Source organism: Pseudooceanicola nanhaiensis DSM 18065 (genome assembly GCF_000688295.1).
Taxonomy (GTDB): domain Bacteria; phylum Pseudomonadota; class Alphaproteobacteria; order Rhodobacterales; family Rhodobacteraceae; genus Pseudooceanicola; species Pseudooceanicola nanhaiensis.
The window spans coordinates 407,678-431,431 of the sequence record NZ_JHZF01000013.1; the positions used below are offsets into that span (position 1 = coordinate 407,678).

The 23,754-nt window shown below is 67.8% G+C and carries 19 protein-coding genes; 1 reads left to right on the forward strand and 18 read right to left on the reverse strand.

All coding sequences use genetic code 11. From position 1 onward, the window contains the following. Window positions 1-10: 10 nt before the first annotated feature. The 18 genes from tagH to tssA form a co-directional block, all read right to left on the reverse strand. Window positions 11-1,570, reverse strand: coding sequence for a type VI secretion system-associated FHA domain protein TagH (gene tagH, locus Q344_RS0111985; protein WP_028286919.1), 1,560 nt, complete (start codon window positions 1,568-1,570; stop codon window positions 11-13). 7 nt (window positions 1,571-1,577) lie between these two features. Continuing rightward, on the reverse strand, window positions 1,578-1,895 hold the full coding sequence (locus tag Q344_RS0111990) for a PAAR domain-containing protein (protein WP_028286920.1): 318 nt from the start codon (window positions 1,893-1,895) through the stop codon (window positions 1,578-1,580). Continuing rightward, window positions 1,895-2,539 (reverse strand): DUF6931 family protein, encoded by a 645-nt coding sequence (locus Q344_RS0111995; RefSeq protein ID WP_028286921.1) that lies wholly within the window; start codon window positions 2,537-2,539, stop codon window positions 1,895-1,897. The genes Q344_RS0111990 and Q344_RS0111995 overlap by 1 nt, the downstream gene beginning before the upstream one ends. An 8-nt stretch (window positions 2,540-2,547) precedes the next feature. Continuing rightward, window positions 2,548-4,692, reverse strand: coding sequence for a type VI secretion system Vgr family protein (locus Q344_RS0112000; protein ID WP_028286922.1), 2,145 nt, complete (start codon window positions 4,690-4,692; stop codon window positions 2,548-2,550). A 28-nt stretch (window positions 4,693-4,720) separates the two neighbouring features. Then, a complete protein-coding gene (locus tag Q344_RS0112005; RefSeq protein ID WP_028286923.1) occupies window positions 4,721-5,008 on the reverse strand; it encodes a hypothetical protein in 288 nt (95 codons plus the stop codon). Further along, window positions 5,008-9,249 (reverse strand): type VI secretion system contractile sheath small subunit, encoded by a 4,242-nt coding sequence (gene tssB / locus Q344_RS26755; RefSeq protein WP_028286924.1) that lies wholly within the window; start codon window positions 9,247-9,249, stop codon window positions 5,008-5,010. Before tssB (Q344_RS26755) ends, Q344_RS0112005 begins: the two co-directional genes overlap by 1 nt. Continuing rightward, window positions 9,246-10,070, reverse strand: coding sequence for an ion transporter (locus tag Q344_RS23845; protein ID WP_036539549.1), 825 nt, complete (start codon window positions 10,068-10,070; stop codon window positions 9,246-9,248). The genes tssB (Q344_RS26755) and Q344_RS23845 overlap by 4 nt, the downstream gene beginning before the upstream one ends. A gap of 84 nt (window positions 10,071-10,154) precedes the next feature. Next, window positions 10,155-11,168, reverse strand: a complete 1,014-nt coding sequence (locus tag Q344_RS0112020; RefSeq protein WP_028286925.1) for a hypothetical protein — start codon at window positions 11,166-11,168, stop codon at window positions 10,155-10,157. A 56-nt stretch (window positions 11,169-11,224) separates the two neighbouring features. Continuing rightward, on the reverse strand, window positions 11,225-12,457 hold the full coding sequence (locus Q344_RS0112025; RefSeq protein ID WP_028286926.1) for a hypothetical protein: 1,233 nt from the start codon (window positions 12,455-12,457) through the stop codon (window positions 11,225-11,227). Between the two features lie 28 nt (window positions 12,458-12,485). Then, a complete protein-coding gene (gene tssH, locus Q344_RS0112030; protein WP_028286927.1) occupies window positions 12,486-15,188 on the reverse strand; it encodes a type VI secretion system ATPase TssH in 2,703 nt (900 codons plus the stop codon). After that, the gene (tssG, locus tag Q344_RS0112035) at window positions 15,181-16,236 is read right to left on the reverse strand and encodes a type VI secretion system baseplate subunit TssG (RefSeq protein ID WP_028286928.1); all 1,056 of its coding nucleotides are present in this window, start codon (window positions 16,234-16,236) and stop codon (window positions 15,181-15,183) included. The genes tssH and tssG overlap by 8 nt, the downstream gene beginning before the upstream one ends. After that, entirely contained in the window at window positions 16,200-18,077 is a 1,878-nt protein-coding gene (tssF, locus tag Q344_RS0112040; protein WP_028286929.1) for a type VI secretion system baseplate subunit TssF, read from the reverse strand. Before tssF ends, tssG begins: the two co-directional genes overlap by 37 nt. 7 nt (window positions 18,078-18,084) lie before the next feature. Next, window positions 18,085-18,582 carry a type VI secretion system baseplate subunit TssE gene (gene tssE, locus Q344_RS0112045; protein ID WP_028286930.1) on the reverse strand — a complete coding sequence of 166 codons (498 nt, stop codon included), beginning with the start codon at window positions 18,580-18,582 and terminating at the stop codon, window positions 18,085-18,087. Continuing rightward, window positions 18,575-19,378 (reverse strand): type VI secretion system accessory protein TagJ, encoded by an 804-nt coding sequence (locus Q344_RS0112050; protein ID WP_028286931.1) that lies wholly within the window; start codon window positions 19,376-19,378, stop codon window positions 18,575-18,577. The genes tssE and Q344_RS0112050 overlap by 8 nt, the downstream gene beginning before the upstream one ends. 78 nt (window positions 19,379-19,456) lie before the next feature. After that, the gene (locus Q344_RS0112055; protein WP_028286932.1) at window positions 19,457-19,975 is read right to left on the reverse strand and encodes an Hcp family type VI secretion system effector; all 519 of its coding nucleotides are present in this window, start codon (window positions 19,973-19,975) and stop codon (window positions 19,457-19,459) included. Between the two features lie 52 nt (window positions 19,976-20,027). Further along, the gene (gene tssC / locus Q344_RS0112060; RefSeq protein ID WP_028286933.1) at window positions 20,028-21,524 is read right to left on the reverse strand and encodes a type VI secretion system contractile sheath large subunit; all 1,497 of its coding nucleotides are present in this window, start codon (window positions 21,522-21,524) and stop codon (window positions 20,028-20,030) included. A 3-nt stretch (window positions 21,525-21,527) separates the two neighbouring features. Continuing rightward, on the reverse strand, window positions 21,528-22,043 hold the full coding sequence (gene tssB, locus Q344_RS0112065; RefSeq protein WP_028286934.1) for a type VI secretion system contractile sheath small subunit: 516 nt from the start codon (window positions 22,041-22,043) through the stop codon (window positions 21,528-21,530). Window positions 22,044-22,105: 62 nt separating this feature from the next. Further along, on the reverse strand, window positions 22,106-23,122 hold the full coding sequence (tssA, locus tag Q344_RS0112070; protein ID WP_028286935.1) for a type VI secretion system protein TssA: 1,017 nt from the start codon (window positions 23,120-23,122) through the stop codon (window positions 22,106-22,108). Between the two features lie 212 nt (window positions 23,123-23,334). On the opposite strand from tssA, the gene Q344_RS0112075 reads away from it, so the two are divergent. Further along, the gene (locus Q344_RS0112075; protein ID WP_028286936.1) at window positions 23,335-23,754 is read left to right on the forward strand and encodes a hypothetical protein; all 420 of its coding nucleotides are present in this window, start codon (window positions 23,335-23,337) and stop codon (window positions 23,752-23,754) included.

Consider the following 23,754-nt stretch of genomic DNA (forward strand, 5'->3'; position numbering starts at 1 on the left):
TTGTTGTCGGTCATTTCAGCTTGTCCAGTTGTTCCTTGTAGGCCCGGGCGAATTCCCGCGCGAAGAGCTCGTGAAAATCGTTCTCCGCCTGGTCGGCGATTTCAGCATACATCTTCTCGTAGGTTTCCCAGTACCGGGCCTTCTTGCTCTTGAGCATCCCGGACAGCCCGCTGGCGCCCGAGATCCGGTCTTCCAGCCGCGCCGGATCAAGCCGGGACAGCACGCCGCGCAGGGCCGATTCCATGCCGGTGACCATCGCGACCTCGTGCGCCTTGATGTCGTCGAGCGCCTGCGAGGCGGCCTCGGTCGCGTCGAGGTAGCCCTTGGCCTTGGGCTTCACCATCGCCTCGATCGCCTGCTCGGGGCTGATCGAGAACTTCAGGGGGTTGTTGCCGCCCGCCTGGATCATCGTCTGCTCGATCCGGAACTCGGACTTGATCGAGGTCCGGGTCATCAGGATCTCGCGCATCCCCTCGACCATGATCCGAAGCACCTGCCCGAGGCGGGAGAGCGTCGGCGTCAGCTCCTCCGGCTTCACGCTCCCCTCCTCGGCGCCGAGGGCGCGCAGGAAGGCGCGGGCGGCGGCATCGTCACCGGCGGGGGCCGAGGGCGGAACCGGCGCGGGGGCCGGTGCAGGGGGAGGCTGGTCTTCGGGGGCGGGGTCCGGGGGCGGGGTCCGGGCCGCGGGCGGGGCGGTGTCGGGATCGGGTTCAGGCAGCAGGGGCTCCGCCGGCGGCTCCTCCGGCGTGTCGTCGAGGGTGAAGTCGTCGGGGATATAGGCCGAGGCCCCGGGGCCGCTGCCCTCGAGCGGGGCGGCGAAGGGATCATCCGCATCGCCGGTGCGCCCCGGCGGGGGCGACGGCGCAGGTGCGGGCTGCGGCGAGAGAAGGTCGTCCTCCCAATCGTCGGGGATCTGCTGGGACGCCGGCGCGACCCGCGGCGCGTGGAAATGATCCTGGCCGGAGGGGTTGTGCATCCCGGCGCTGCCGCCCTGCCGGGGGCCGTCGTCCTCCGGCGGCAGGATGTCGTCTTCTTCCCCGAGCGGCGGCAGCAGCCCGTCCTCGCCCAGCTCCTCGCGCGCGACGCCGCGCGGGCCGACCGGACCGTCCCGCCCGCTGAGCAGATCGTCGAGGAAATCGCCCCCGTCGCCGGGCGCATCGAGCAGGTCGGCGGCGCTGAGCGCGCGCTCTGCCGCGCCGTGCGAGACCGGGCCCTCGGCGAGCGGATCCGCGATCTCGGTCCGCGCGTCGGTGGCGGAGGAGATGCTGACCATGATCTCGTAGGGCCCGAGCGACAGGATGTCCCCGTCGTTCAGCGGCGTCGGCACCGACCCGAGCGGCAGCTTGCCGTAGTTCAGGAAGGTCCCGTTGGTCGAGAAATCCACCACGATCACGTTGCCGTTGTGATCCTCGATCGCGCAATGGCGCTTCGAGAGCATCCGGTCCGGATCGGGCAGCACGAGGTCGTTCTCGGGCCCGCGGCCGATGGTCAGGCTGTCACCCACCATCGGGACCGGGTCGCCGTTGCCCGGGATGCTTCCGGTGGACTGGAATTTCAGAACGACGGCCATGCCTGCGTCAACCTCCTGTCAGGACGGTGAATTCGCCCTTGATGATGGCGCCGCCCATGGCGCAGAGATCGCCGATCCGCGCGGCGGGCATCTTCTGGATCAGCACGGTGGCCGAGCCCTTGACGAGCGGGTGCGGCGGCGTCGGGATCGGCACGCCCACGGGCGAGAGCATCATGCCCACGCACATGTCGGTCACGCGGGCGGCCGGCAGCTTGCCGACCAGGACGGTCGTGGCCCCCGGCGAGACGATGGGCATCGGGCCGGTGACGGTGCAGGCGGGGCCCGCGTGCAGGTCGAAGAGCCTGGCTTGCGGCGGTCCGGGCATCAGGCGTCCTCCTCTTCGTCGTCGTCCCCGGTCGCGTCGTCGGGCAGCGGCGGCAGCGAGGTGTCGACCTCGGGCACCGGCACCTTGCCGTTGCCGCCCCGGGCGATGTCGAGCGCCCGGTCGATCAGCCAGTGCATCTGGAGCACCGGATCCTTGGCCGCGCCCAGCGTCATCAGGTTCTGCCCGAAGGCGCAGGAGGATACCGCCCCCGGCGGCGCGGGATGCTCGGACATCTCGCCCGGCCCCAGATCGCCCGGCGCGTAGAGCGCGGCGGTGGCGACGAGCGTCGTGTCGTCGTCCATCTCGGCCGCCTCCAGCGCCATCTGCACGGCGCGGCGCCTTTCGTCGGTGGGGCCGAAGACCCAGGCCTCGGCCGCCCTGAGACAGGGCGTCACCTCGTCCCCGGTCAGGTCGCGGGCGGCGATGCAGGCCCACCACACCGCCTCGCGCGGGGGTAGCGCGACCGAGAGCAGGCGGATCATGTCGGGCAGCGCGTCCTTGTCGGAGAGCTCGGCCAGAACGGTTCCGACCGGGGCGCTGGCCGGGCTTTCCAGCGGCGTCTGGAGCTTGGCATTGGCCACGGCCAGCAACCGCGCGGCGGGCTGCGCGGGGATCTTCTTCAGGCCCTCGAAACGGTCGGTCATCCTCGGCCTCAGTTGATCATCGTCAAGGCGCCCTTGACGGTCATGATGGCATCCGCGCTCACGGTGGTCAGCAGGCCCTTCACGTTCATGTTGGTGGTGGCCTTCACGTCCACCATCAGCGACTCGATGGTGATCTGCGTGGGCGTCATGGTGATCTTGCTCATCCCGCATTTCAGCTCGATCTTCTGCAGCGCCTCGATCGTCGTCGCCCCGACCGAGGTCTTGAGGTCGTAGTTCCCCAGCTTCACCGTGTGCTTCTCGTTGCCCATGTCGACGCTGCGGGTCACGTTGCCCATCTTGATCGTCTGCCGGTAATTGCCCTGCTTGATCGTCTGCGTGGTGTTGCCGGTGATCGTCTGGGTCGCCTTGCCCTCGATCGTCTCGGTGTGGTCCTTCTTGATCGACACCTTCTGGTTGCCCGCCTTCACCGTGAAGATGTGGTCCCCGGTGTTCAGCGTCTCGGTCTTGTGCCGGTGGATCGTCTGGGTCAGGTCGCCCTTGTCCTTCTTCTCGAGACCGATGGTGATCTCGGCATTGTTCTTGATCGTCTGCTTGTAATCCTTCTCGGACTGCATCCGGACGAATTCGGCGTCCTTCTTGTCCTCGAAGATCAGCTCGTTGAAGGTCGAGGCCGAGCCCCCCTTGCTCGAGCGGGTGACGATCCCGCTCTGGGTCATGTTGGCGGGCAGCGGATAGGGCGGCCTGGTGTCGCCGTTGTAGAGCATGCCGGTGCAGATCGGGCGGTCGGGATCGCCCTCCTCGAACTGGATCGCGACCTCCTGCCCGATGCGGGGAATGTGGATCATGCCCCAGTTCTTCCCGGTCCAGGGCATCACGCAGCGCACCCAGCACGAGGTCTTCTCGTCCATGTTGCCCTGCCGGTCCCAGTGGAACTGCACCTTGATGCGGCCGTATTCGTCGGTGTGGATCTCCTCGCCCGAGGGGCCGGTAACCATGGCGGTCTGCAGCCCCGGTATCTCGGGCCAGGGGGTGGTCTGCAGGGCGCGGAACGGCTCCTTCTTGGGCATCACCTCGAAGACGCAGCGATAGGTGTCGCGGTTGTCGGGCCCGAAGGCACCGGCATTGGTCTTGGCGCCGCCGCGGAACGGAGAGGTCGTCGTCTCGCGATCCTCGTAGTCGCTCTCGATCTGCAGCAGGTGCACGGCGTTCAGGATCAGGAAGTCGTTCGGCGCGACCTTGCCCACCCGGTCGTGGCCCTTCAGCCGGAAGGTGCGTCCGACGCGCAGGCCCCGGACGTTGCCGATCCCGTGGGACTTGAGGTGGCGCACCGCCTCGGCCTGCATCCGCACCCGCGAGCGCGCGTTGCCGTGGGCCGAGGTCGTGTAGCGGCCGGGATGGTCATAGACCTCGAAATCCTTGTAGGAATGCTGGCCCTTCGGGATCGCCCGCGTCGTCTTGAGCTCGGATCGGGGCGTCTCGAAGAAGTAATCGTCCAGCGTCACCTTGCCCGAGGTGAGATGCGTCGCCTCGGTCCATTCGAAGATGTGGTCCTTGCGCCGGCGATACTCGGGCTCGGCGAAGTGGAACTCGATCTCGGCGTTCCCGGGAACCGGCGTATGGGCCGAGACGTCATCGCAGAGGACCAGCTTCTCCTTGTCGCCGACCTGCTGGAAGTAATAGTAGATCCCCTCCTCCTCCATCAGGCGGCTGATGAAGTCGAAATCGGTCTCGCGGTATTGCACGCAATAGGTCCGCGTCAGGTAGCTGCCCTGCACCTTGTCGCTCAGATCCGCCGAGAAGCCGTGATCGCTCAGCACGCTCTTGATGATCTCGTGCGCGGTCTTCTCCTGGTAGATGCGGCTGTTCCGGGTCCGGGTCAGCATCCAGAGCCACGGCCGGACCTCGGCGACGATATGCAGCATCCCCTGGTAGAGCCCGACATATTCCGCCGAGATGCAGAGGCCCGAGAAGCCCTGCGCCTCGTCCTCGCCGTCCACCTCCAGCGTGATCCGGGTGCCGAGGACCTTCTGCAGGTCAAGCTGCATGTCCGAGGACAGGAACTCGATCCGGGTCTCGGTCAGGCGGCTCAGCCCCTCCTCGACGCGGGCGTTCTTGAGCGAGACGACGCTCTCCGGCAGGACGGATTTCATCCGGACCGAGCGGTTCTTGAAGGCGAGGTTCTCTTCGGGCATGCGATGTTCCTTTACCGTGGCGCGCCGGTCAGGCGCCGGTTTCCACGAGTGTGCCCGTGTCGCGCAGGCGGGCCACGATATCGGGGTGAAGGCTCCAGAACCTCGAGACGTTGACGGACTGGCCGAGGCTCATCCGCGCGTCGAACTGGCTGTGGAAATGCAGGCATTGAACGGGTGTCGGGTAGACCCCGTCGGTCAGCATCAGCTGGTTCAGGTATTCCTCGCCCCGGTAGACGAAGTAGTGCTTGCCGTCCTCCAGCCCGATCAGCGTGATCGCGAAGGTCTCGTCGGGGCCGGCGTCGGTTTCGGTCGTCATCAGAGGTCCTCCAGCAATGCGGCCAGCTCCGGGTCCATCTCGTCCTCGGGGCCGGCATCGTCGGTCGTGTCGTCGTCGAACGCCGCCAGGATGTCGTCGAGATCGGCGTCCTGTGCGGCGGTGTCCTCCGCGGGCGGCGCGGCGACATCGAGCTGCACCTCCGCCTGCGGTTCGGGGGCCGGCCGCGGCGGCGGCGCCTCGCCCGACCAGGGCCCGGCGATCGTCTCGCCGCCAAGCGCGCGGAACGAGGCCAGACGCACCTCGTTGCGGCCCTTGAGCGACACCACCGGCATGATACCGCGGCCGAGGCTCTGCTGCACCGGGTCGCTGGTCAGGTTCCGCTCGGTACAGGGCAGCGCGACCTGATCGCCGTGCCGGTCGGTGACGTAGTGGAACGGCATGTCGCCCAGCGACATCACGCTGCCGGGCTCCATCGCGCGGCCGTCCTTCTTGTGCGCCGCGGCAAGCAGGATCGCCACCAGCACCACGGGATTCCCCCAGAGCATACCCGAAAGCCCCTCGCGCGGGGTGAATTCCTCGAAGTCGAAGGCGCTGCAGGGGTCGGATTTCCGGCCATATGGCAGCCGCAGGAGGAATCGCGGCGAGGCGATGCCGATGTAATTCGCCTCGGGCATGGCGCGGAGCGCGTCCCAGGCCTGCGCCACCAGCGGGTGCCGGTCCTCCTTCGCGGTCTCGAGGTAGGCGGGCGTCAGCGCGGTGAAGAAGGGCGCGTCGACATGGGCCGCCACCTGCGCCAGCCGGGCCAGAAGCTCGGCATGGGGCGGGGTCTCCTCGAAGGTGTAGAGCCCGAACAGGGCCGAGAACCCGCCCGCCCCGGTCTCGGGGTCGATCACGCCCGTCAGCAGCCGGAAGAGCCCGCTGTCCGAGAGATCCTCCTGCGCCGCGAGGTCGGCGGCGATCTCGGCCGCGGAGACGTCGTAGAGCACGATCTCGAGATCGCTGTCGGTCTCGATCCGCCGCGCCAGCATGTCGAGCGACCGCCAGAGCGCCTCGACTGCCTGGAAATCGGGGTGATGCAGGACCAGCCGCATCGCCGAACTCAGCGCCTCGTCCACCGCCCCCTGCATCGCCGGGACCCCGGCATCGGGCGCCTTGACGACATGCGGCCCGACGATCCGCGCGATCAGCGCATCGGCCGGGCCCTGCGCCTCGTCCCTCGGGGTGGTGTCGCCGATCAGCCGCTGGAAATCGCTCAGCCGCATCCCCGCCGGGACCGAGGTGCTGGCCGAGCGCTTCGGCAGCCGCACCGGCGTGTCATGCGCCGCACCCCAGGCGGCAAGCCGCTCGGCGGCCTTCGCGGCCATCGACCCGGTGCCGAGCTGCTGGCGCAGGCCCGAGAGCGCGTCGAAGATCGCAACCTTGTCGTAAAGCTCGTCCGGGTGCAGATCGTCCAGCTCGGCCAGCCTGACGTCGATCCCCGCGCCATCCTTCCCGATCGGCAGGGTGAGCGTCGTGGAGAACCCCTCGATCACCTCGTCGATCGTGTCCACGTCGAGCGGGATCGCCCGCCGCGCCGCGAGGTCGTCCCCGATCGCGCAGAGCCCCCGCCCCGCACGCCCGGTGAAATCGCCGAAGACCGCCATCCGGAACCGCCGCCGGTCGAGGCCCGCCCGGTCCGGCCGCGCGGCCGATATGGTGCCGAAGGGCGATTGCACCGGTGCCGGATTTGCGGGCACCGCTTCGCCGTCGCCTGACCCGACCTCCGCCGGCATCGCGCCGAGCCCGTCTTCCGCCGCGGGCGCCGTGCCCTTGTCGTCGTCGAGATCGGCAAGCAATGCGTCCAAGTCGTCGAGCCCGTCACCCGTCGCCCCGGGCGCTCCCGGCGCAGGCGCGGCGCCCTCGTCCGCGCCACCGCCAAGATCCGACAGAAGCGCGTCGAGATCGTCCTCGCCCGCCTCCGGCTCGGCCTCCTCCGCGCCGCCCAGCTCGGCGAGCATGGCGTCGAGGTCACCGACCCCGTCCTCGTCAACCGCTGCGGTCTCGGTCCCGGCCTCCGCCGAGATGTCCTCCGCATCGCCCCCAAGGTCGGACAGGAGTGCGTCGGGACCGCCCGCGTCCGCGTCAGCCGCTCCCGCGTCACCCCCGGAAGCCGCCCCGGCGTTCGCGCCCTCGAGGTCCGACAGGAGCGCGTCGAGGTCGCCTTCCGCCTCCGGTTCGGCAGCGTCCGCGTCCGAGGCATCTTCATCCGCGTCACCCTCCAGATCGGAGAGCAGCGCATCGAGATCGCCCTCATCCCCTTCTGGTCCGGGTGCAGAGCTCTCCGCCTCAACGTCGCCCAGATCGGACAGGAGGGCATCCAGATCGTCCAGTCCGCCCGCGTCACCCCCGGAAGGCTCCCCGTCGTCCGCGCCCTCGAGGTCCGACAGAAGCGCGTCGAGGTCGTCTCCCTCCGCCTCGGGCGCGGCAGCGTTGGTCTCCGCCGCGTCGCCCTCCGGATCCGAGAGCAGGGCATCAAGATCGTCCTCACCCGCCGCGGGCTCGGGCGCAGCGTTCTCCGCCTGATCCGCGTCGTCGTCCAGACCGGAGAGGAGCGCGTTCAGCGCCTCCGCGTCCGCCTCTCCCGCGCCGCCCCCGGACAGCGCCGCACCCTCCGCCGAGCCGCCGTCGAGGTCGGACAGGAGTGCGTCGAGATCATCCGCGGCGGCGTCCGTTTCACCAGCCGCGTGTTCCGCATCGTCCTCGCCGTCGCCCGGATCGGAGGGGTCTGCGTCGAAACCTTCGGTCTCGCCGCCAGCCTCGGCGCCCGTGCCGCTTTCCAGATCGGAGAGCAGCGCGTCGAGGTCGTCCTCCTCCGCCTCCGGCGTTGCCTCGATCCTGTCGAGGATCCCGGCCATGTCGGGACCGGCCTCCTCCGTCGCCGCCGGGCGGGCGGCGAGGTCGGACAGGGTGGCGGAGCTGTCGTCCTCCTGGGCCACCTCCGCCATCCGCTCGATGCCGGAGAGCACATCCGCCGTGTCGTCTGTCTCCTCGGGCGCTTCGGCGGTCGTCCGGCGCAAGCCATCCAGCGCGTCACCGGGCGCGTCCTCCCTTGCCTCCGGCGCCGGCGCGATGCTGCCGAGGATCCCGGACACGTCGGGACCGGCGTCCTCCGGCGGCACCATGCGAGAGGAGAGGTCGGACAAGGTGGCCGCACCGTCCTCCGCCGAGGTATCGTCGCTCACCCGCGCGATGCCCGAGAGCACCTCCGCCGTATCCACCCCCGGCGGTTCGTCGGACACCCGCTCGATCCCGGAGAGTATGTCTGCCGTGCCATCTTCCACCGGGTCGTCGCTCACCCGCGCGATGCCGGAGAGCACGTCGTCGCTTTCGTCCCCCGGCGCCTCCTCCGTCACCCGTTCGAGGCCCGAGAGCACCTCCGCCGTGTCGTCCGCCGCCTCGGGCCTGTCCGGCTGCGTGGCGCGCAGGGCGTCCAGTGTCCCGGCCGAGCCGTCCTCCGCGTCCGGCTCGCCGGGCGCGGCGGCGCGGAGCGCGGAGAGTGCGGCGCCGGTGTCGTCGGGCGCCGGGGTCTCCTCGGGGCGGGCGGCGCGCAGGGCGTTCAGGGCGGTCTCGGCGCTGTCGTCGGGGGCGCGCTCTTCGGCGGGGGCGATGCCGGAGAGGATGTCCTCCACCCCCGGGCCGGGCGTCGCGCCGGCGGGCACCGTGGCGGCAAGGGCGGAGAGGGTGGCGTCGGTCTCGTCCGCGGCGGGCGTGTCTGGCAGGCGGTCGCGCAGGCCGGCAAGCGCGGCCTCCGTGTCGGGGGAGGCGCCCTCCGGGCCGCCGAGCGCGCGCAGGATCTCGGGCGAGGCGAGCAGCGTCTCGATCAGGGTTTCCGCGCCCGCCTTGCCGTCCATGTAGGCCAGCAGGTCGGTGAGCTGCCGCCGCGCTTCCAGCAGCGGGGCGAGCGCGCCGATCTTCCGGGCGATCGCCTCGGGGCTGAAATCCGCCATCTTCTCGAAGGTCAGATCGACCTCGAGCGAGCCCTCCCCGGTCAGGGTGTTGGGCACCGAGAACTGCGCGCGCGGCGCCATCGCCTTCATCCGGTCGTCGAAAGTGTCGGCGTCGATCGCAAGGAACTGGCGGTCGCCGACCGCGGGCACCTCGGCCTTGCCCGAGAGGTCGGCCATGACGCCCATGACGAAGGGCAGCTGCACCTTCTTCTCGGCCCCGTAGAGCTCCACGTCGTATTCGATCTGGACCCGGGGGGCGCGGTTGCGCGAGACGAATTTCTGGCTGTCGCTCATGTCGGCCCCGCCCGGTTGGCGCGCAGCTCCTCGCGGAGGGCGCGGATTTCTTCCCTGAGGTCGAGCACGTGGGAATCGACCTGATCGGTCTCGGAGCGCACCAGAAGCTGGAGCTTCTCGAACTCGGCCTCGGTGTCGTCCTCCACCGCGGACTGCATGGTGTTGACGAGAAGGCCGATGAACAGGTTCAGGACCGAGAAGGCGGTGATCACGATGAAGGGCACGAAGAAGGCCCAGGCCATCGGGTAGACCTCCATCACCGGGCGGACGATGCCCATCGACCAGCTTTCCAGCGTCATGATCTGGAACAGCGAATACATCGAGCGCCCGAGGGTGCCGAACCATGCGTCGAAGGTGTCGCCGTACATCAGCGTCGCCATCACGGCGAAGACGTAATAGACGATCGAGAGCATCAGGATCACCGCGCCCATGCCGGGCAGCGCGTCGAGCAGCGCCTGCACCACGGCACGCATCTGCGGCACCACCGACAGCAGCCGCAGCGCCCGGATCACCCGCAGCCCGCGCAGCGCGGAGAGCGAGCCCGAGGCCGGGAACAGGCTGATGCCGACGATGCAGAGATCGAAGATGTTCCAGGGGTTGCGGAAGAAGCCGACGAGGCCGAAGGCGAAGAACTTCAGCGCGATCTCGAACACGAAGATCGTCAGCACCACCCTGTCGACGATGCGGAGGAAGCCGCCGATCTCGGCCTGGATGGTGTCCGAGGTGCTCAGCCCGAGTGTGACGGCGTTGAAGATGATGATGCCGAGGATCGTGTTCCGAACGACGCTCAGCTCGAGCCAGGCGCGAATCCGGCCGCGCAGGGTGCGGCTGTCGCCCCGCTCGGCCGGCGGGGTCGCCCGCGCGTCGGCCTGTGCATTCCCGTTACGATCCACGCTCACCATGTCTCAGGCCTTCACCTGCTGAGAGGTCTTGTTGAATGCCTTGCCGATCGCGTCCATGTGCCGGGCGGCCTCGGCGAGGGTCTTGTCCTTGTCCTTGTGGTCCTTCTCGAACTGCTGGGCGGCGGTCTTCACCTCGGCCTCCGAGGCCTTGCCGTCCGACACCAGGCGGTCCACGTCGTCCAGCGACTTGCCGAAATCGTCGACCGCGGCCGAGATCCTGTTCAGCGCGGATTTCATCGGGCCGTTGGCCGACAGCTTCTTGCCGATCTCCTGCAGGGCGGGGGCGGCGTTCTTGTCCCTCGCCATCTTGTCGCCCTTGAAGAGCAGGTACTTGGCGACGTTCTGAACCTCTTTCGCGCTGCTCGCGAAGGCTTTCTGGCAGACGGCCATGCTCGATTTGGCGTCCTTGTAGGCCGCGGCCGCCTCTTTCTCGTCGGCGCCCTTCAGATCGCGCGCCAGCGCCTTCAGCGTGTCCGCAACATCCTCGGTGAGGTTCGAGAACATCCGGTCGTCGACCTGCGCGAACTTCTTCAGCGCCTCCTTGCCGGCGGCCAGCGCCTTCTTGTTGTCGCCCTTGTCCGCCTCGACCTCGTCCAGCGCGGTCGAGACCTTGGCCTCGATCGCCTTGGTGATCTTCTTGTGCAGCTTGACGACGTCGCCCTCGACCTTCTCGAACTCCGACTTGAAATCGTCCGAGATCGACTTGGCGTTCTTGTCGAGCTTCGCGCGCTTCTGGTCCTTCGGCAGGGCCTTCACGATCTTCTTCTCGAACCCCGCCATCGCGGTCGCGAAGAGCGCAAGCTCGTAACGGGCGACGGCATAGGCCCCGTCCTCCAGCGTCTTGCGGTTCCACTTGCGCGGATCCAGCTCGAGCGTGCGCTTCACGTCGATCGTCTGGTCGAGCTTCTGCAGCGCGGGGCTGGCCGCGAACCACGCGGGCGGCTCCTTGCCCTTCGCCTCGCCGTAGAGGTTGATCTTCGTGTCCACGGTGATCTTCTTCTTTCCGACTTCAGCCATGGCGTCCTCCCTCTGGCTGCGGACCGGGCCTGGCGGGCCCGGCACTGATGGGTCGATCAGGCCGCCACCTTGGCGATCTCATCCAGCGTGCCCTTGATCGTCTTGAGCGCCGAGCCGAGATCCTTGGCGTTGGTCAGGATCGTGGTCTTGTCCAGCGCCTGGATCTTCTGGATCGTGGTGCGGTCGTCGATCTCGAGCCCGTTGGCCTTCATCAGGTCCTGCATCTCGTCCAGGTATTTCTCGCGCGTGTCGAGCTTGGCGGCCATCTCCGACACCGTGCGCTTGACCGCCATGCACTCGGCGCCGACCCTGACGCCTTCCTTCAGGGTCCTGGCCGATTTCATCGCGGCCTGGAGCTTGCCCGCCTGCACCGAGATGGCGTCGGTCCTGTGCCGCGTCCTGGTGGTGTGCTCACGATACTTCTTCCGCGCCTCCTCGGCGTCCTTGAGGCCGGACTTTATCTTCTTCACCGCGAAATCCAGCACGTCCCGGGCCATGGCCTTCTTGTCCTTGCCCTTGGTGACCTCTTCGCCGGCGGTCTTGATCTTGTTCAGGATGCCGGCCAGCGCCTCCTTCGGCTTCTTCACGTCGATGCCGGACAGGTCGGTGATGTTCTGCCGTGCGGCGGCCTGCTGGATGGCGGTGCCGCGCAGGGTGATGAAGCTCTGGATCGCGGCGTTCAGATCCTTGCGCAGCTTCTCCTCGGTCTTCAGCTGCTGCGCGAGGTCCGAGCCGAGGTCGTAGAGCGTCTTGGCGATGGCGACGTAGGAGGTGACGTCGGCCCCCGCCGTTGCGACCAGCTTGGCCACGTTGCCGGCGACCGAGATCACGCCGAGCGTCCATTTGACCCCGGTGCGGACGCGCGCCTCCTTCAGGTTCTTGTCGCCCTGCGCCTCTTTCTTCAGCCGCGCTTCGACGGCCTTCTGGGCCGCCCCCTCGGCCGAGGCGAGCGCGTTCTTGATCGACTGGTTGACCCCCTGGGTGAGGCTCTCGGCCGCCTTCAGGTTCGCCGGCGTCGGCTGCGCCATCAGGTCGGCGATCTTCCTGTCCAGCCGCTCGGCTTCGGAGGCGATGATCTTCTCGTAGGCCTCCAGCTCGTCCCGCGCGGCCGTCTCGAGCCGCTTGAACAGCGACTCGGGGATCGGGGGCGCCTTGAACGTGCCCTTGGTCGTCACCTCGATCGTGACGTCCACCCGGTACTTGGGAATCTCGAGGAACTGCGCCTTGGGCTTCCTGCGGACAAGGTCCACGACGTAGAACTTGTGCTGTTCGGTATTCGTCTTGGCCATCTTCAAGGTCCTCCTCTCGGCAGGGCGCTCATTCGAACGCGTAGGTGAATTCGCCGTCCTCGACGTCCAGGGCGACTTTTGTCACGGCGCTGCCCTCCATCATCCGGCGCAGGAACTCGGCCGAGATGTCGGGCAGCATGGTGTTGGTGACGATGGCGTCGATCATCCGCCCGCCGCTCTCAAGTTCCTGGCAGCGGTCGACGATTTCCTGCACCACCGCGTCGGAATAGGCGAAGGGCACGCCATGCGCCTCTTCCACCCGTTTCTTGATCCGGTTCAGCTGAAGCTCGGTGATCTTGCCGATCATGTCCGGGCTCAGCGGGTAATAGGGGATCGCCACCAGCCGCCCGAGCAGCGCGGGCGGGAAGACCTGCAGGAGCGGCTCACGCAGCGCCTTTGCCATGCCCTCGGGGTCCGGCATCAGATCCGGGTCCGAGCAGAGGTCCATGATCAGGTCCGTGCCCGCGTTCGAGGTCAGCAGGATCAGCGTGTTCTTGAAGTCGATGCTGCGGCCCTCGCCGTCCTCCATGACCCCCTTGTCGAAGACCTGGAAGAAGATCTCGTGCACGTCCGGATGCGCCTTCTCGACCTCGTCGAGCAGCACGACGGAATAGGGCTTGCGCCGCACCGCCTCGGTCAGCACCCCGCCCTCGCCATAGCCGACATAGCCCGGAGGGGCCCCCTTGAGCGAGCTGACGGTATGCGCCTCCTGGTATTCGCTCATGTTGATGGTGATGAGGTTCTGTTCGCCGCCATAGAGCACCTCGGCCAGCGCCAGCGCGGTCTCGGTCTTGCCGACGCCCGAGGTGCCGGCCAGCAGGAAGACCCCGATGGGTTTCGAGGGGTTGTCGAGCCCCGCGCGCGAGGTCTGGATGCGTTTCGCGATGGCCTTCATCGCGTGGTCCTGCCCGATCACCCGCTTCGCCAGCAGGGTCTCGAGGTTCAGGACCGTCTCGATCTCGTCCTTCACCATCCGGCCCACGGGGATGCCGGTCCAGTCGCCGACGACGCTCGCCACCGCCTGGTGATCGACGATCGGCATGATCAGCGGGCTGTCGCCCTGCGCCGCGACCAGCTCGGCATTCTTCGCCCTGAGCTGCGCCATCAGCTCGGCGCGGTCGGGCGCGGCGAGCGGATCGGCCGGATCGCCCTCGGCCGGGGCGGCCTCGACCGGCTGGGCCCCCTCGCGCAGCCTGGCGCGCAGCTCGATGATCTCGGAAACCAGCGCCTTCTCGGTGTCCCAGCGGGCGGTCAGCTCCTCCAGCCGTGCTTCCTCGGCCGTCTTCGCCTGGGTCACCGTCGCCCGGCGCTCCGCCACGTCGAAACCCGCCGATTCGTCACGGCCGATGATCTCGAGCTCGGTCGCCAGCGCCTCGATCCGGCGCTGGCTGTCGTCGACCTCGGCCGGCACGGCGTGCTGGCTGACCGCGACCCGCGCGCAGGCGGTGTCGAGCAGCGAGACCGACTTGTCCGGCAATTGCCGCGCCGGGATGTAGCGGGCCGACAGCGTGACGGCGGCCTCGATCCCCTCGTCGAGGATCTGCACCTTGTGGTGCTTTTCCAGCATCGAGGCGATGCCCCGCATCATCAGGACCGCCTTCGGGATGTCCGGCTCCTCGACATGGACCACCTGGAAGCGGCGGGTCAGCGCCGGGTCCTTCTCGATGTACTTCTTGTACTCGGCCCAGGTCGTCGCGCCGATGGTGCGGAGCGTGCCGCGCGCCAGCGCCGGTTTCAGCAGGTTCGCCGCGTCACCGGTCCCGGCCGCGCCGCCCGCACCGACCAGCGTGTGGGTCTCGTCCACGAACATCACGATCGGCGTGGTGGAGCCCTGCACCTCGTCGATCACCTGCCGCAGCCGGTTCTCGAACTCGCCCTTCATCGAGGCGCCCGCCTGCAGCAGCCCCACGTCGAGCACCAGCAGCCGCACGTCCTTCAGCGCCGGGGGCACGTCGCCCCGCGCGATCCTGAGCGCGAAGCCCTCGACCACGGCGGTCTTGCCCACGCCGGCCTCGCCGGTGAGGATCGGGTTGTTCTGACGCCGCCGCATCAGCACGTCGACGATCTGGCGGATTTCCTCGTCCCGGCCCACGATAGGGTCGATCTCGCCGTTGCGCGCCTGCTCGGTCAGGTCGGTGCAGAATTGCTGCAGCGCCTCTTCCTTGCCGGTTCCCTTCGGCGCCCGCGCGCCCGAGGCTTCGCCCGGCTCGACCCCGCCGCCGGTGTTCGACCCGTCCTGCGGCCGCATCGCGTCCTCGGGCGAACCGTCGGTGATGGCGTGGAACTCGTCGGCCAGGTCGTCCGGCCGGATGGAAGCCAGCGTCGGAGAGATGCCCTGCAGGATGTTCTTCAGGTTCGGCGTCTCCAGCATCCCGAGCAGCAGGTGCCCGGTCCGGACCTGGTTCGAGGAATAGAGAAGGGAGCCCCAGACCCAGGCCCGCTCCATCGCGTCCTCGATATGCGAGGACAGGTCGCTGACCGAGGAGGCGCCGCGCGGCAGGGCGTCCAGGGCCGAGGTGATCTCGGTCGCGATGCGTCCGGCGTCGAGGTCGAAATGGCCGATGATCCGGTGCAGGTCGCTGTCCTGGTTGTTCAGGATCTGGTGGATCCAGTGGACGATCTCGACATAGGGGTTGCCCCGCATCTTGCAGAAGACCGTCGCCCCCTCGATCGCCTTGTAGCCAAGGGGGTTCAGCTTGCCGAACAATGCCACGCGGCTGATTTCAGTCATGTCGTGTCCCTTTGTTGTCGCCTGCGGCCCCGGCCTGGAGGCCCGGTTCGAGGTAGAGATCGTCCGCGTCGCGGCCGGAGTGTCGCGTGCCGATCCAGCTGGTCTGACCCAGCCGGACGGCCTGCCCGAGGATCGGCGCGGGGGTCTCGCCCGCCCGCAGCACGAGGTTCACATCCCAGTCGAGCGCATCGCCCGCGTAGCTGCGCACGATGGCGCGCAGACGTCCGAGCGACGCCCCCCCGGGCAGGAGCCGTTCATATTCCGGCAGCGAGAGCGGGCCGATGCGCAGCCGGAACTTGGCGCCGCGGCTCCAGACCCTTTCGCCGATCGAGGTGGTCTGCCCCAGCCCCGCCCGCGCGCCGAGTTGCCAGCGGTCCTCGGGCTCGAGCGTCAGCCAGGATCCCACGAATTCCTGCAGCTGGACCCGGGCGCCGAAGAACGCCGACAGGATCGCCACCAGCCCCTCGGCATTCTTCGGCCCCTGGGCGAGCAGGCCCGAGAAATGCCGCTTGGCGAGGTCCGGGAAGGCATCCTTGCCGCGCAGCGCCTCGCCATGCAGACCCGAGATCGCGGCCACCTTGCGCTCGAACGCGTCATTGTCGCCCCGGTCGAAGCTGGCGGCGGGCTGGCCCGACCGCCACGCGCGGAAGAGCAGCGTCATCATCCGGTGCGTGAGCATGTTGGCGAAGGCCACGAAGGTCGGATCGCGATGCTGCCGCTGCCGGTTGCGGGCGTATTCGGTCAGGTGCAGCGGCAGCGGGCCGTTCGGCCCGAACAGACCGAAGAACCGGTTGGTCAGCCGTCCCGGCCGCTTGCCCTCGGGCGGCAGGAACCCCTGCACCGTCGAGGGCGGAAAGGACAGCTCCGCCTCCTGGCCGAAGCGGATCCGGTCCTCGCGCGGACGCCGGGCGTTGCCGATCCGCGGCGCGTCGGCATAGGCGCTTTCCAGAACGCGGAAAGCGTGGAAGATGTGAAAGGATTCCGGGGTCCGGCTCAGGCGCTCGAGATGCGTCAGATGATCCGCCCCATGCCGCTTTCCGGGCGCCATCGGGTGATTTCTCCGCGTTGCTGGGTGCTGAACACCGTTTCGGTAAAGGAATTGATCGAGACATACTTGCGCATGAACCGTTCGAGCACCGCCGCCATCAGGTAGGCGTTGGTGCCCTCGAAAAAGCTTTCGTCGAAGGTCAGCGAGACCTCGAGCCCGCGCACCGCCGTCGACATCACGCCGTCGGCCATCCGCCGCACGATGGGGCGGGATGAGACGGCGGTGAGCCCCTCGAGCTGCTTCTCGAGCACCCGGTCGCCTTCGGGCGCGTAGATGCCGATCAGCTCGCGCAGCGCGGCGGCGCCGTCCTGGCTCTGGCCGTCCGCGATCGACAGGTAATTGAGGCTGAGGTGGCTGATCAGCCGCCACGCGGTGTCGCCCTGCGCCAGCGATGGCCGGGGCCGGGTCGGGCTGACGGGCGTGGTCACATGGGCCACGGGCCCGCCGTCGGGCAGATAGAAGAGGTCCCGCGCGCCGGTCGGCAGCAGCAGCGGCAGATCGCGGTTCGTCACCATGGCGGTGACGGCCAGCTGGTCGAGCCCGGCGTCGTAGGGCGCCTGCGAGGCGTCCACCAGCGACAGGTAGACCTCGGACCCGAGGTAGGAGGTCCGCACCCCCTTGAGCCGCTCGCGCTCGGCCCGCTGCCGCATCTTGCGCGACTGGGTGTAATAGGCCGGGTGGGTCTCTCCGGCCGCGGTCAGGTCGTCGGCGGAATAGAACGGGCGGAATGCCGTGTCCTTCTCGCCGCGGGCGCTGATGCCGGTGACGGAGCGCAGCGAGTGGATCTCGAAATCCAGCGGGGCGGTGCGGTCGGCGACCACGTGCTGTTCCACGTCGCTCGCCGAGACATGCACCCGGTCGCAGCGCTTCTCGAAGAGGTTGATCGCCGGGGTGGCATGCAGGGTGAAGGCTTCGGGCGTCACGCCCGAGGCGACGCCCGGATCGCCGTCGCGCAGAAGGATGTAGATGTCGACATCGTGGCCCTTGGACCGGCCGAGCGCCATCGACAGGCCCTGAAGCTCCACGAAGTGGTAGCGCTCCGGCATGGCGAAGTACTCCTGCAACAGCCGGTAGCCGTCGAAACTCTGCCGGGGCGTGGGCAGAAGCGCCTCGTCAGGGTCGAATCCGCGCGGCACGACGCGCCCGTTTGGCAGCTCCGCGATCCAGTCCGCCCGCCGGTCGGTCGAGCGTCCGATGACCCCCGTGACCTGCGTGCAGAGCAGTTCGTGCAGCATCCAGTTCTTGCCCTCCTGCCCGTTCAGGAAGAGCGCCAGCCGGTCCAGCGACAGCTCCGCGATCGGCAGGCCCTGCGCGCGGCTCAGCCGCAGCCGGACCGCCGCCCGAGTCTCGGTGTCGCGCGACACCCCGGCGGCCACCAGTTCGCCGCGGCCGTCGATGTATTCCGCCTCGGTGATGGTCACGGGCCAGAGCGTCACGTCGCTGGCGGTGCGGAAGACGCAGGCGGTGTGGTCGTCGTCGCCCAGCGTGCTGCGCAGCTCGGATCCGCGCGGGATCAGGTGGCCATCGGCGAGCGAGGCGTTCTGCATGTCGGGTTCGAAGGCCGCCACCATCATCGAGGGCGTCGGCGCGAGGTAATGCGGATAGACGATTTCCAGCAGGTGGCTCGTCAGGTTGGGATATTGCAGCTCGAGCTCGAGCTGCACCCGCGCCGACAGGAAGGCGACCCCCTCGAGCAGGCGCTCGACATAGGGATCGACGACCTCGACCCCGTCCATCCCGAGCCGCGCCGCGATCTTGGGATAGGCCTGCGCGAATTCCGCCCCCATGTCGCGCATGAAGGCCAGTTCGCCCTCGTAATGTTTCAGCAGCCGGGTATCCATGGGGGGCTCAGGCGATCCTTTCCAGTTCGATCTCTCCGGTCGTCACGTCCACCTGCGACCGCAGATAGAGCTCGAGCGGAATGGGCTGCGCCCACATGTCGGCGCGGATGTCGAAGGTGACGAGCGTCTCGCGGTTGCTGTCGCCCTTCCGCAGCAGCACGTTCACCGAGCCGGGGTGAATCCGCGGCTCGAACACGCGGATCGCCTCGGCGATGGACTTGCGGATCAGGCCGGCGCGTTCGGCGGTGGAATATTCGCCCGCGACCTCGTGGATCCCGAAGTTCAGGACCGAGCGGCTGGCATGGGGATAGCGGTCCGCGTCGATCATCGAGCTGTTGTCGGAGGTGTTCAGCAGCCAGGACAGGTCGCGCTGGATGATCTCGCGCAGGCGGCGCAGGTCGATGACCCGGTCGTCGCGCCGTTCGGCCGGCACGCCCGGATCGCTGTCCGTGAGCCGGTCGAGCAGCGACGGCTGGAGCCGTTCGGTGATCGTCCGGTCAGACATCGCCGCCCCCGGTGTCCATCTTCAGCAGCCGGACGTCCATCAGCGGCAGGTCGCCCAGATCGGTCGTCCAGAGCCGCTGGCCGATGCCCGCGTAGGTCTCCGCACCGAGGTCGTTCCACCGGGTGACGCGCGCCAGCTTCTCGGCGTCACTGCCGGTCTCGGCGGTGCCCGGATAGCGGGTCGGGATCAGCGCCACGATGTCGCCGCCGTTGGCCAGCCGGATGCTGGCGGGCGTCCAGACGGCGTCGCGCAGGTCGGCGGGGGGCTCGAAGCTCGCCTCGGCTATGGCGCTGAAGGGCATCCAGAAATAGCGCCCGTTCACGATCACCTCGAGCAGCGGCCCCAGCCGCATGTCGGCGTCGGCGATCCATGCGAAGGCCTGACCGTCGACCTGACCCGAGACCGCCGGGGCGGCATCGAAGGCGCGGTCGCGGATCTCGGCGGCACGGTCGGGCTGGCCGGCGGCCTGCGCCTTGAGCGCCTCGATCATCAGGGCGGTCCATTCCTGCGGTTCGCCGAAGATCAGCGGGTCCTTCTCGCCCGCGAAGACCTTCTCGCGGTAGACCTCGCAGACGATCCCCTCGCGATAGGTCTGGGCCATCGGCGTGGCCGCCTTGTCGAGCTCGGCCGACACCTTGAGCTGGGCGATCGCCCGTTTCCATTCGCCGCGGACGCAGAGCAGCTGGAACAGGAAAATCCGCAGCGCCGCGTTCGAGGCATCCGCTCGCACCGCGTCCTGCAGGGCGGCGAGGGCGCCGTCCAGGTCTCCGGCCTTCAGCAAGTCTTCGGCAGTCAAGGGTCGTCTCCCGTCTATGAGGCAACGACAGGCCCCGAGGGGAGCCTGCCGTCAGCGCAACCGGTAAGGCGGAGGGGTCTACTTGACCGCCAGGTTCGCCTCGTTGAGCACGCGGCTCCATTCGCCCGACTTCGACGAGCCCAGCCGGCCGTCCGCCATCTGTTCGGTGTAGGTCACCTTCATCGCGCCGTACTGGATCACGACGGTCTCTTCGCAGATGTCGTCACCGTCCGAGCCGGACCAGCTGATGTCCTGGATCATGACCAGCTTGAATTCCCACTTCAGGAACTCGTCGCCGGATTTCCCGCCGCCGCCGGACCGGCGCAGGACGATGTGCATGTCGTCGAAATGGGTGCCGTCGCAAAGGCGCGAGAACATCTCGCACGAGGCGGTGTCGGTCTTCTTGGTGATCGTCAGTTCCTTGAACGTCGCCTTGCCGGCGCCGCCCCCGGCCGAGATCGAGCCGATGTTGATGTTGTTCTCGGCCCCGATTTCGAAGCTCAGGATCTCGAAGGCGCCCTTGTCCTTGTATTTCTTGTCCTGGGTTTCGCCCTTCACGTCCTTGTCGAGGAAGTAGCAGAATGCGTCGAATGCCATTGGTCAGTCCCTTTCGATGTAACAGGTCTTTTTTGAAGCGTGAGCGGGGCGGTCAGGCGCCCTTCTCGGTCGGAAGCTTGGAAACGAGGCGGAGGGACACGGACAGTCCCTCGAGCTGGTAATGCGGCCGGAGATAGAATTTCGACGTGTAATACCCCGGGTTGCCCTCGACCTCCTCGACGACGACCTGCGCCGCGGCCAGCGGGCGCCGCGCCTTGACGTCCTCGGGCGAGGTGGCGGAGTTCAGATCGACGTAATTGCTGATCCACTCCTGCAGCCAGCGTTCCATGTCGTCCCGGCTCTTGTAGGAGCCCACCTTGTCGCGGACGATGCACTTCAGGTAATGCGCGAAACGGCAGGTCGCGAAGAGATAGGGCAGCCGCGCCGCGAGGTTGGCGTTCGCGGTCGCGTCCTCATCGTCATATTCGGCAGGCTTGTGCAGCGACTGGGCGCCGATGAAGGCCGCGATGTCGGAGTTCTTCCGGTGGATCAGCGGCATCATCCCGTTCTTGGCCAGCTCCGCCTCGCGACGGTCCGAGATGGCGATCTCGGTCGGGCATTTCTGGTCCACGCCGCCGTCGTCGGTCGGGAAGGTGTGCGAAGGCAGGTTGGCCACCGCGCCGCCGCTCTCGATCCCGCGGATCCGCGAGCACCAGCCGTATTCCTTGAACGACCGGTTGATGTTCACCGCCATGCCGTAGGCCGCGTTCACCCAGCTGTACTTCTCGCTGTCGGCGCCGTCGGTGTCTTCCTCGAAGGCGAAGGCCTCGACCGGGTCGGTCTTGGAGCCATAGGGCAGCCGGCCCAGGAACCGCGGCATGGCGAGGCCCACGTACTTGGAATCCTCGCTCTCGCGCAGCGACCGCCAGGCGGCGTATTCCGGCGTCTGGAAGATCTTGGTCAGGTCACGCGGGTTGGCGAGCTCGGACCAGCTGTCCATCTGGAACAGGTTCGGGCTGGCGCCGGTGATCAGCGGCGCATGGGCCGCGGCGGCGATCTTGGACATCTCGCCCAGAAGCTCGACGTCGGGCGGGGAATGGTCGAAGTGGTAATCCGCCACCAGCGCGCCGTAGGGCTCGCCGCCGAACTGGCCGAATTCCTCTTCGTAGACCTTCTTGAAGATCGGCGACTGGTCCCACGCGGTCCCCTTGAACTTGCGCAGGGTCTTGTGCATGTCCTTCTTCGAGATGTTCATCACCCGGACCTTGAGCATCTCGTCGGTCTCGGTGTTGTTCACCAGGTAATGCAGGCCGCGCCACGCGCTTTCGAGCTGCTGGAAGTCGGCGTGGTGCAGGATCAGGTTCACCTGCTCGGTCAGCTTCTTGTCGATCTCGGCCACGATGCTCTCGATCGAGCGCAGCGCGTCGTCCGAGATCAGGTCGGTATTCGCCAGCGCCTGTTCCGCCAGCGTCTTGACCGCCTGTTCGACCGCCGTCTTGGCCTGGTCGGACTTCGGGCGGAATTCCTTCTTCAGCAGGTTCTCGAAATCGGAGGACCCGAATGCGGTGGCACCGGCGCCGGCTGCTGCTTCGGTTTCAGTCTCGGCCATGTCTCACTCCTGCTCTTGGGTGTCGGCTTTGGGGGCAGGCTGCGCCGCGAGGGTCTTCAGCAGCGCGGGGTCCTGGATGATCTTGCCGATCAGGTCCTCGGCGCCCGATTTGCCATCCATGTAGGTCATCAGGTTGGACAGCTGCGTCCGCGCCTCGAGGAGCTCCTTCAGCGGCTCGACCTTGCGGGCGATCGCGGCGGGGCTGAAATCGTCCATCGACTCGAAGGTGATATCGACCGCCATGTTGCCCTCGCCGGTCAGCGTGTTGGGCACGGTGAAGGCGGCGCGCGGCTTCATCGACTTCATGCGTTCGTCGAAATTGTCGACGTCGATCTCGAGGAACTTGCGGTCCGCGACGGCGGGCTGGGGCGCTTCGGACTTGCCGGCCAGGTCGGCCATGACGCCCATCACGAAGGGCAGCTGGACCTTCTTCTCGGCGCCGTAGAGCTCCACATCATATTCGATCTGAACGCGGGGCGCCCGGTTTCTGGCAATGAACTTCTGTGAACTTCCAGACATAAACAATGACTCCTTCGCACCTGTCGCAGTTCGCTTTCAGCCACGCGCGGTGGCGGTTGATCTCAATAGTCTTCTTCCTCGATGCCACCGATCAGGTTGACGTTGTCGACGCCCCCGGGGGCGAGGTCCTTCACGATGGTCAGGAAATCCGCGTTCACGAGCTTCTTCGCGCGGTTGAGGAGGATGGGGACGGGGCTGGAGGGCTCCGCCCGGGCGTAATAGGCGATGATCCGGTCGATCGCGTTCAGCACGTCGGTCGAGGTGTTGATCGCGCCGCCGCCGCCCTGGGCCGGGCGGGCGGCCGGGGCATCGCCCGGTTCCTCCTCCGCCGGCACATCCTCGACCGGCCCGCCGAGCGCGGAGGTCATCCGGGTGTTGGCCTGTTTCAGCAGCTTGATCAGCGGATCGAGGTCGGGCCCCTGCCCCGGCACCTCGGCATCGAACTTGGCGCTGATCGCCTCCACGTCGCCCAGCGCGCCGGAGACGGCGGTGGCGATCCGGCGCAGGACCTCCTCGTCGGTGTCCTGGAACGCGGCGCCGACGCTCGACGTGTCGGGCACATCGTCCATGTCGGCGCTCGGGGTGATCTCGCCCTCGGCCACGGCGATGTCGCGCAGGGACATGTTGCCGAAGGTCCGGCTCTGGGTCAGCGGCGCCTTGCGGACGCCGCGCAGGATCCGGTTCGGATCGGCCAGCGTGAGCACCGCGTTGACCCGCATCGTGGGGTCGTTGTCGTCGTCGGCATCGAGCTGCGGGTGGCAGGTCTCCCAATGGGTCTCGAGGCACTGGCGGATATAGCGCGTCGCCTCGGCAAAGCCGGGGAAGCCGCTCAGCCGGAGCTGCGCCTCGGCCAGGTAGATCGCGGCGCGCAGGTCATGGCTCCGTTCCAGCACCGCCAGCGCGAGTTTCGAGACCTCCTTGTAGTCCGGTTCCTCGGCCGCGAGGATCTCTTCCCCGGCCTGGCGCTCCTCGCCGGGCTGGGCCGCGATCTCGAGCTGCGTGAAGCCCGGGTCATACTCCAGATCCTCACCGCTGGGCGGATCTTCTTCACGATCCTGAAGAAGAAGCTCGACGTCCATTGACCCTCCCTGAATTCGAATTAGTTCATGATTTTGGCGCGTTGCGCCTGAAAAGTTTACGTCACGTTATCACGAAACTTGGCTTTTGCTAGGCACTCCGCGCCTTTCCGAGCCATTTCGTGAATATTTCGCATCTCCGCCCCGCACCCCCGAAAAACTTGACCGGATTGGGCGTTTCGCCTTTGATCGACGGTGATATCAGCGGAGGTCACATGCGTTCATTGATGGCAATCCTGCTCTGCGGGTCGGTGTCGCTGGCCACGCAGGCTGCGGCGGACGCAGGCAAACTCACGGTTGAGCTGAACAAGTTCGAATCGTCCGACGGTGGCGGATGCCGGGCCTTCTTCCTGTTCCGGAACGACAGCGGAAAGGCCTTCGAGGGGTTCGAGATGTCGCTCGCGATCCTCGACGGCGGGGGCGTGATCGACCGGCTCCTGAACGTCGACGCCGCGCCGCTCCCCGTCGCCCGCACGACGCTGAAACTGTTCGAGATCCCCGGCATCGCCTGCGACGACATCTCGGAGGTGCTGCTGCACGCGATCGAGGTCTGCAAGCCGCAGAACGAGGAGGCCGCCGACTGTTTCCCGCTGGTGGACCTCGTCAGCCGGACCACGGCCCGGCTGGAGAAATAG

Excerpts from the sequence above, each read along its gene's own strand:
- tssF (WP_028286929.1), bottom strand. The coding sequence starts at position 18,077 with ATGGATACCCGGCTGCTGAAACATTACGAGGGCGAACTGGCCTTCATG.
- Q344_RS0112025 (WP_028286926.1), bottom strand. The coding sequence starts at position 12,457 with ATGGCCAAGACGAATACCGAACAGCACAAGTTCTACGTCGTGGACCTT.
- Q344_RS0112075 (WP_028286936.1), top strand. The coding sequence starts at position 23,335 with ATGCGTTCATTGATGGCAATCCTGCTCTGCGGGTCGGTGTCGCTGGCC.
- Q344_RS0112000 (WP_028286922.1), bottom strand. The coding sequence starts at position 4,692 with ATGCCCGAAGAGAACCTCGCCTTCAAGAACCGCTCGGTCCGGATGAAA.
- tssC (WP_028286933.1), bottom strand. The coding sequence starts at position 21,524 with ATGGCCGAGACTGAAACCGAAGCAGCAGCCGGCGCCGGTGCCACCGCA.
- tssE (WP_028286930.1), bottom strand. The coding sequence starts at position 18,582 with ATGTCTGACCGGACGATCACCGAACGGCTCCAGCCGTCGCTGCTCGAC.
- Q344_RS0112020 (WP_028286925.1), bottom strand. The coding sequence starts at position 11,168 with ATGGCTGAAGTCGGAAAGAAGAAGATCACCGTGGACACGAAGATCAAC.
- tssB (WP_028286924.1), bottom strand. The coding sequence starts at position 9,249 with ATGAGCGACAGCCAGAAATTCGTCTCGCGCAACCGCGCCCCCCGGGTC.
- tagH (WP_028286919.1), bottom strand. The coding sequence starts at position 1,570 with ATGGCCGTCGTTCTGAAATTCCAGTCCACCGGAAGCATCCCGGGCAAC.
- tssH (WP_028286927.1), bottom strand. The coding sequence starts at position 15,188 with ATGACTGAAATCAGCCGCGTGGCATTGTTCGGCAAGCTGAACCCCCTT.
- tssG (WP_028286928.1), bottom strand. The coding sequence starts at position 16,236 with ATGGCGCCCGGAAAGCGGCATGGGGCGGATCATCTGACGCATCTCGAG.
- Q344_RS0112005 (WP_028286923.1), bottom strand. The coding sequence starts at position 5,008 with ATGACGACCGAAACCGACGCCGGCCCCGACGAGACCTTCGCGATCACG.
- Q344_RS0111995 (WP_028286921.1), bottom strand. The coding sequence starts at position 2,539 with ATGACCGACCGTTTCGAGGGCCTGAAGAAGATCCCCGCGCAGCCCGCC.
- tssA (WP_028286935.1), bottom strand. The coding sequence starts at position 23,122 with ATGGACGTCGAGCTTCTTCTTCAGGATCGTGAAGAAGATCCGCCCAGC.
- Q344_RS0112055 (WP_028286932.1), bottom strand. The coding sequence starts at position 19,975 with ATGGCATTCGACGCATTCTGCTACTTCCTCGACAAGGACGTGAAGGGC.
- Q344_RS0111990 (WP_028286920.1), bottom strand. The coding sequence starts at position 1,895 with ATGCCCGGACCGCCGCAAGCCAGGCTCTTCGACCTGCACGCGGGCCCC.
- tssB (WP_028286934.1), bottom strand. The coding sequence starts at position 22,043 with ATGTCTGGAAGTTCACAGAAGTTCATTGCCAGAAACCGGGCGCCCCGC.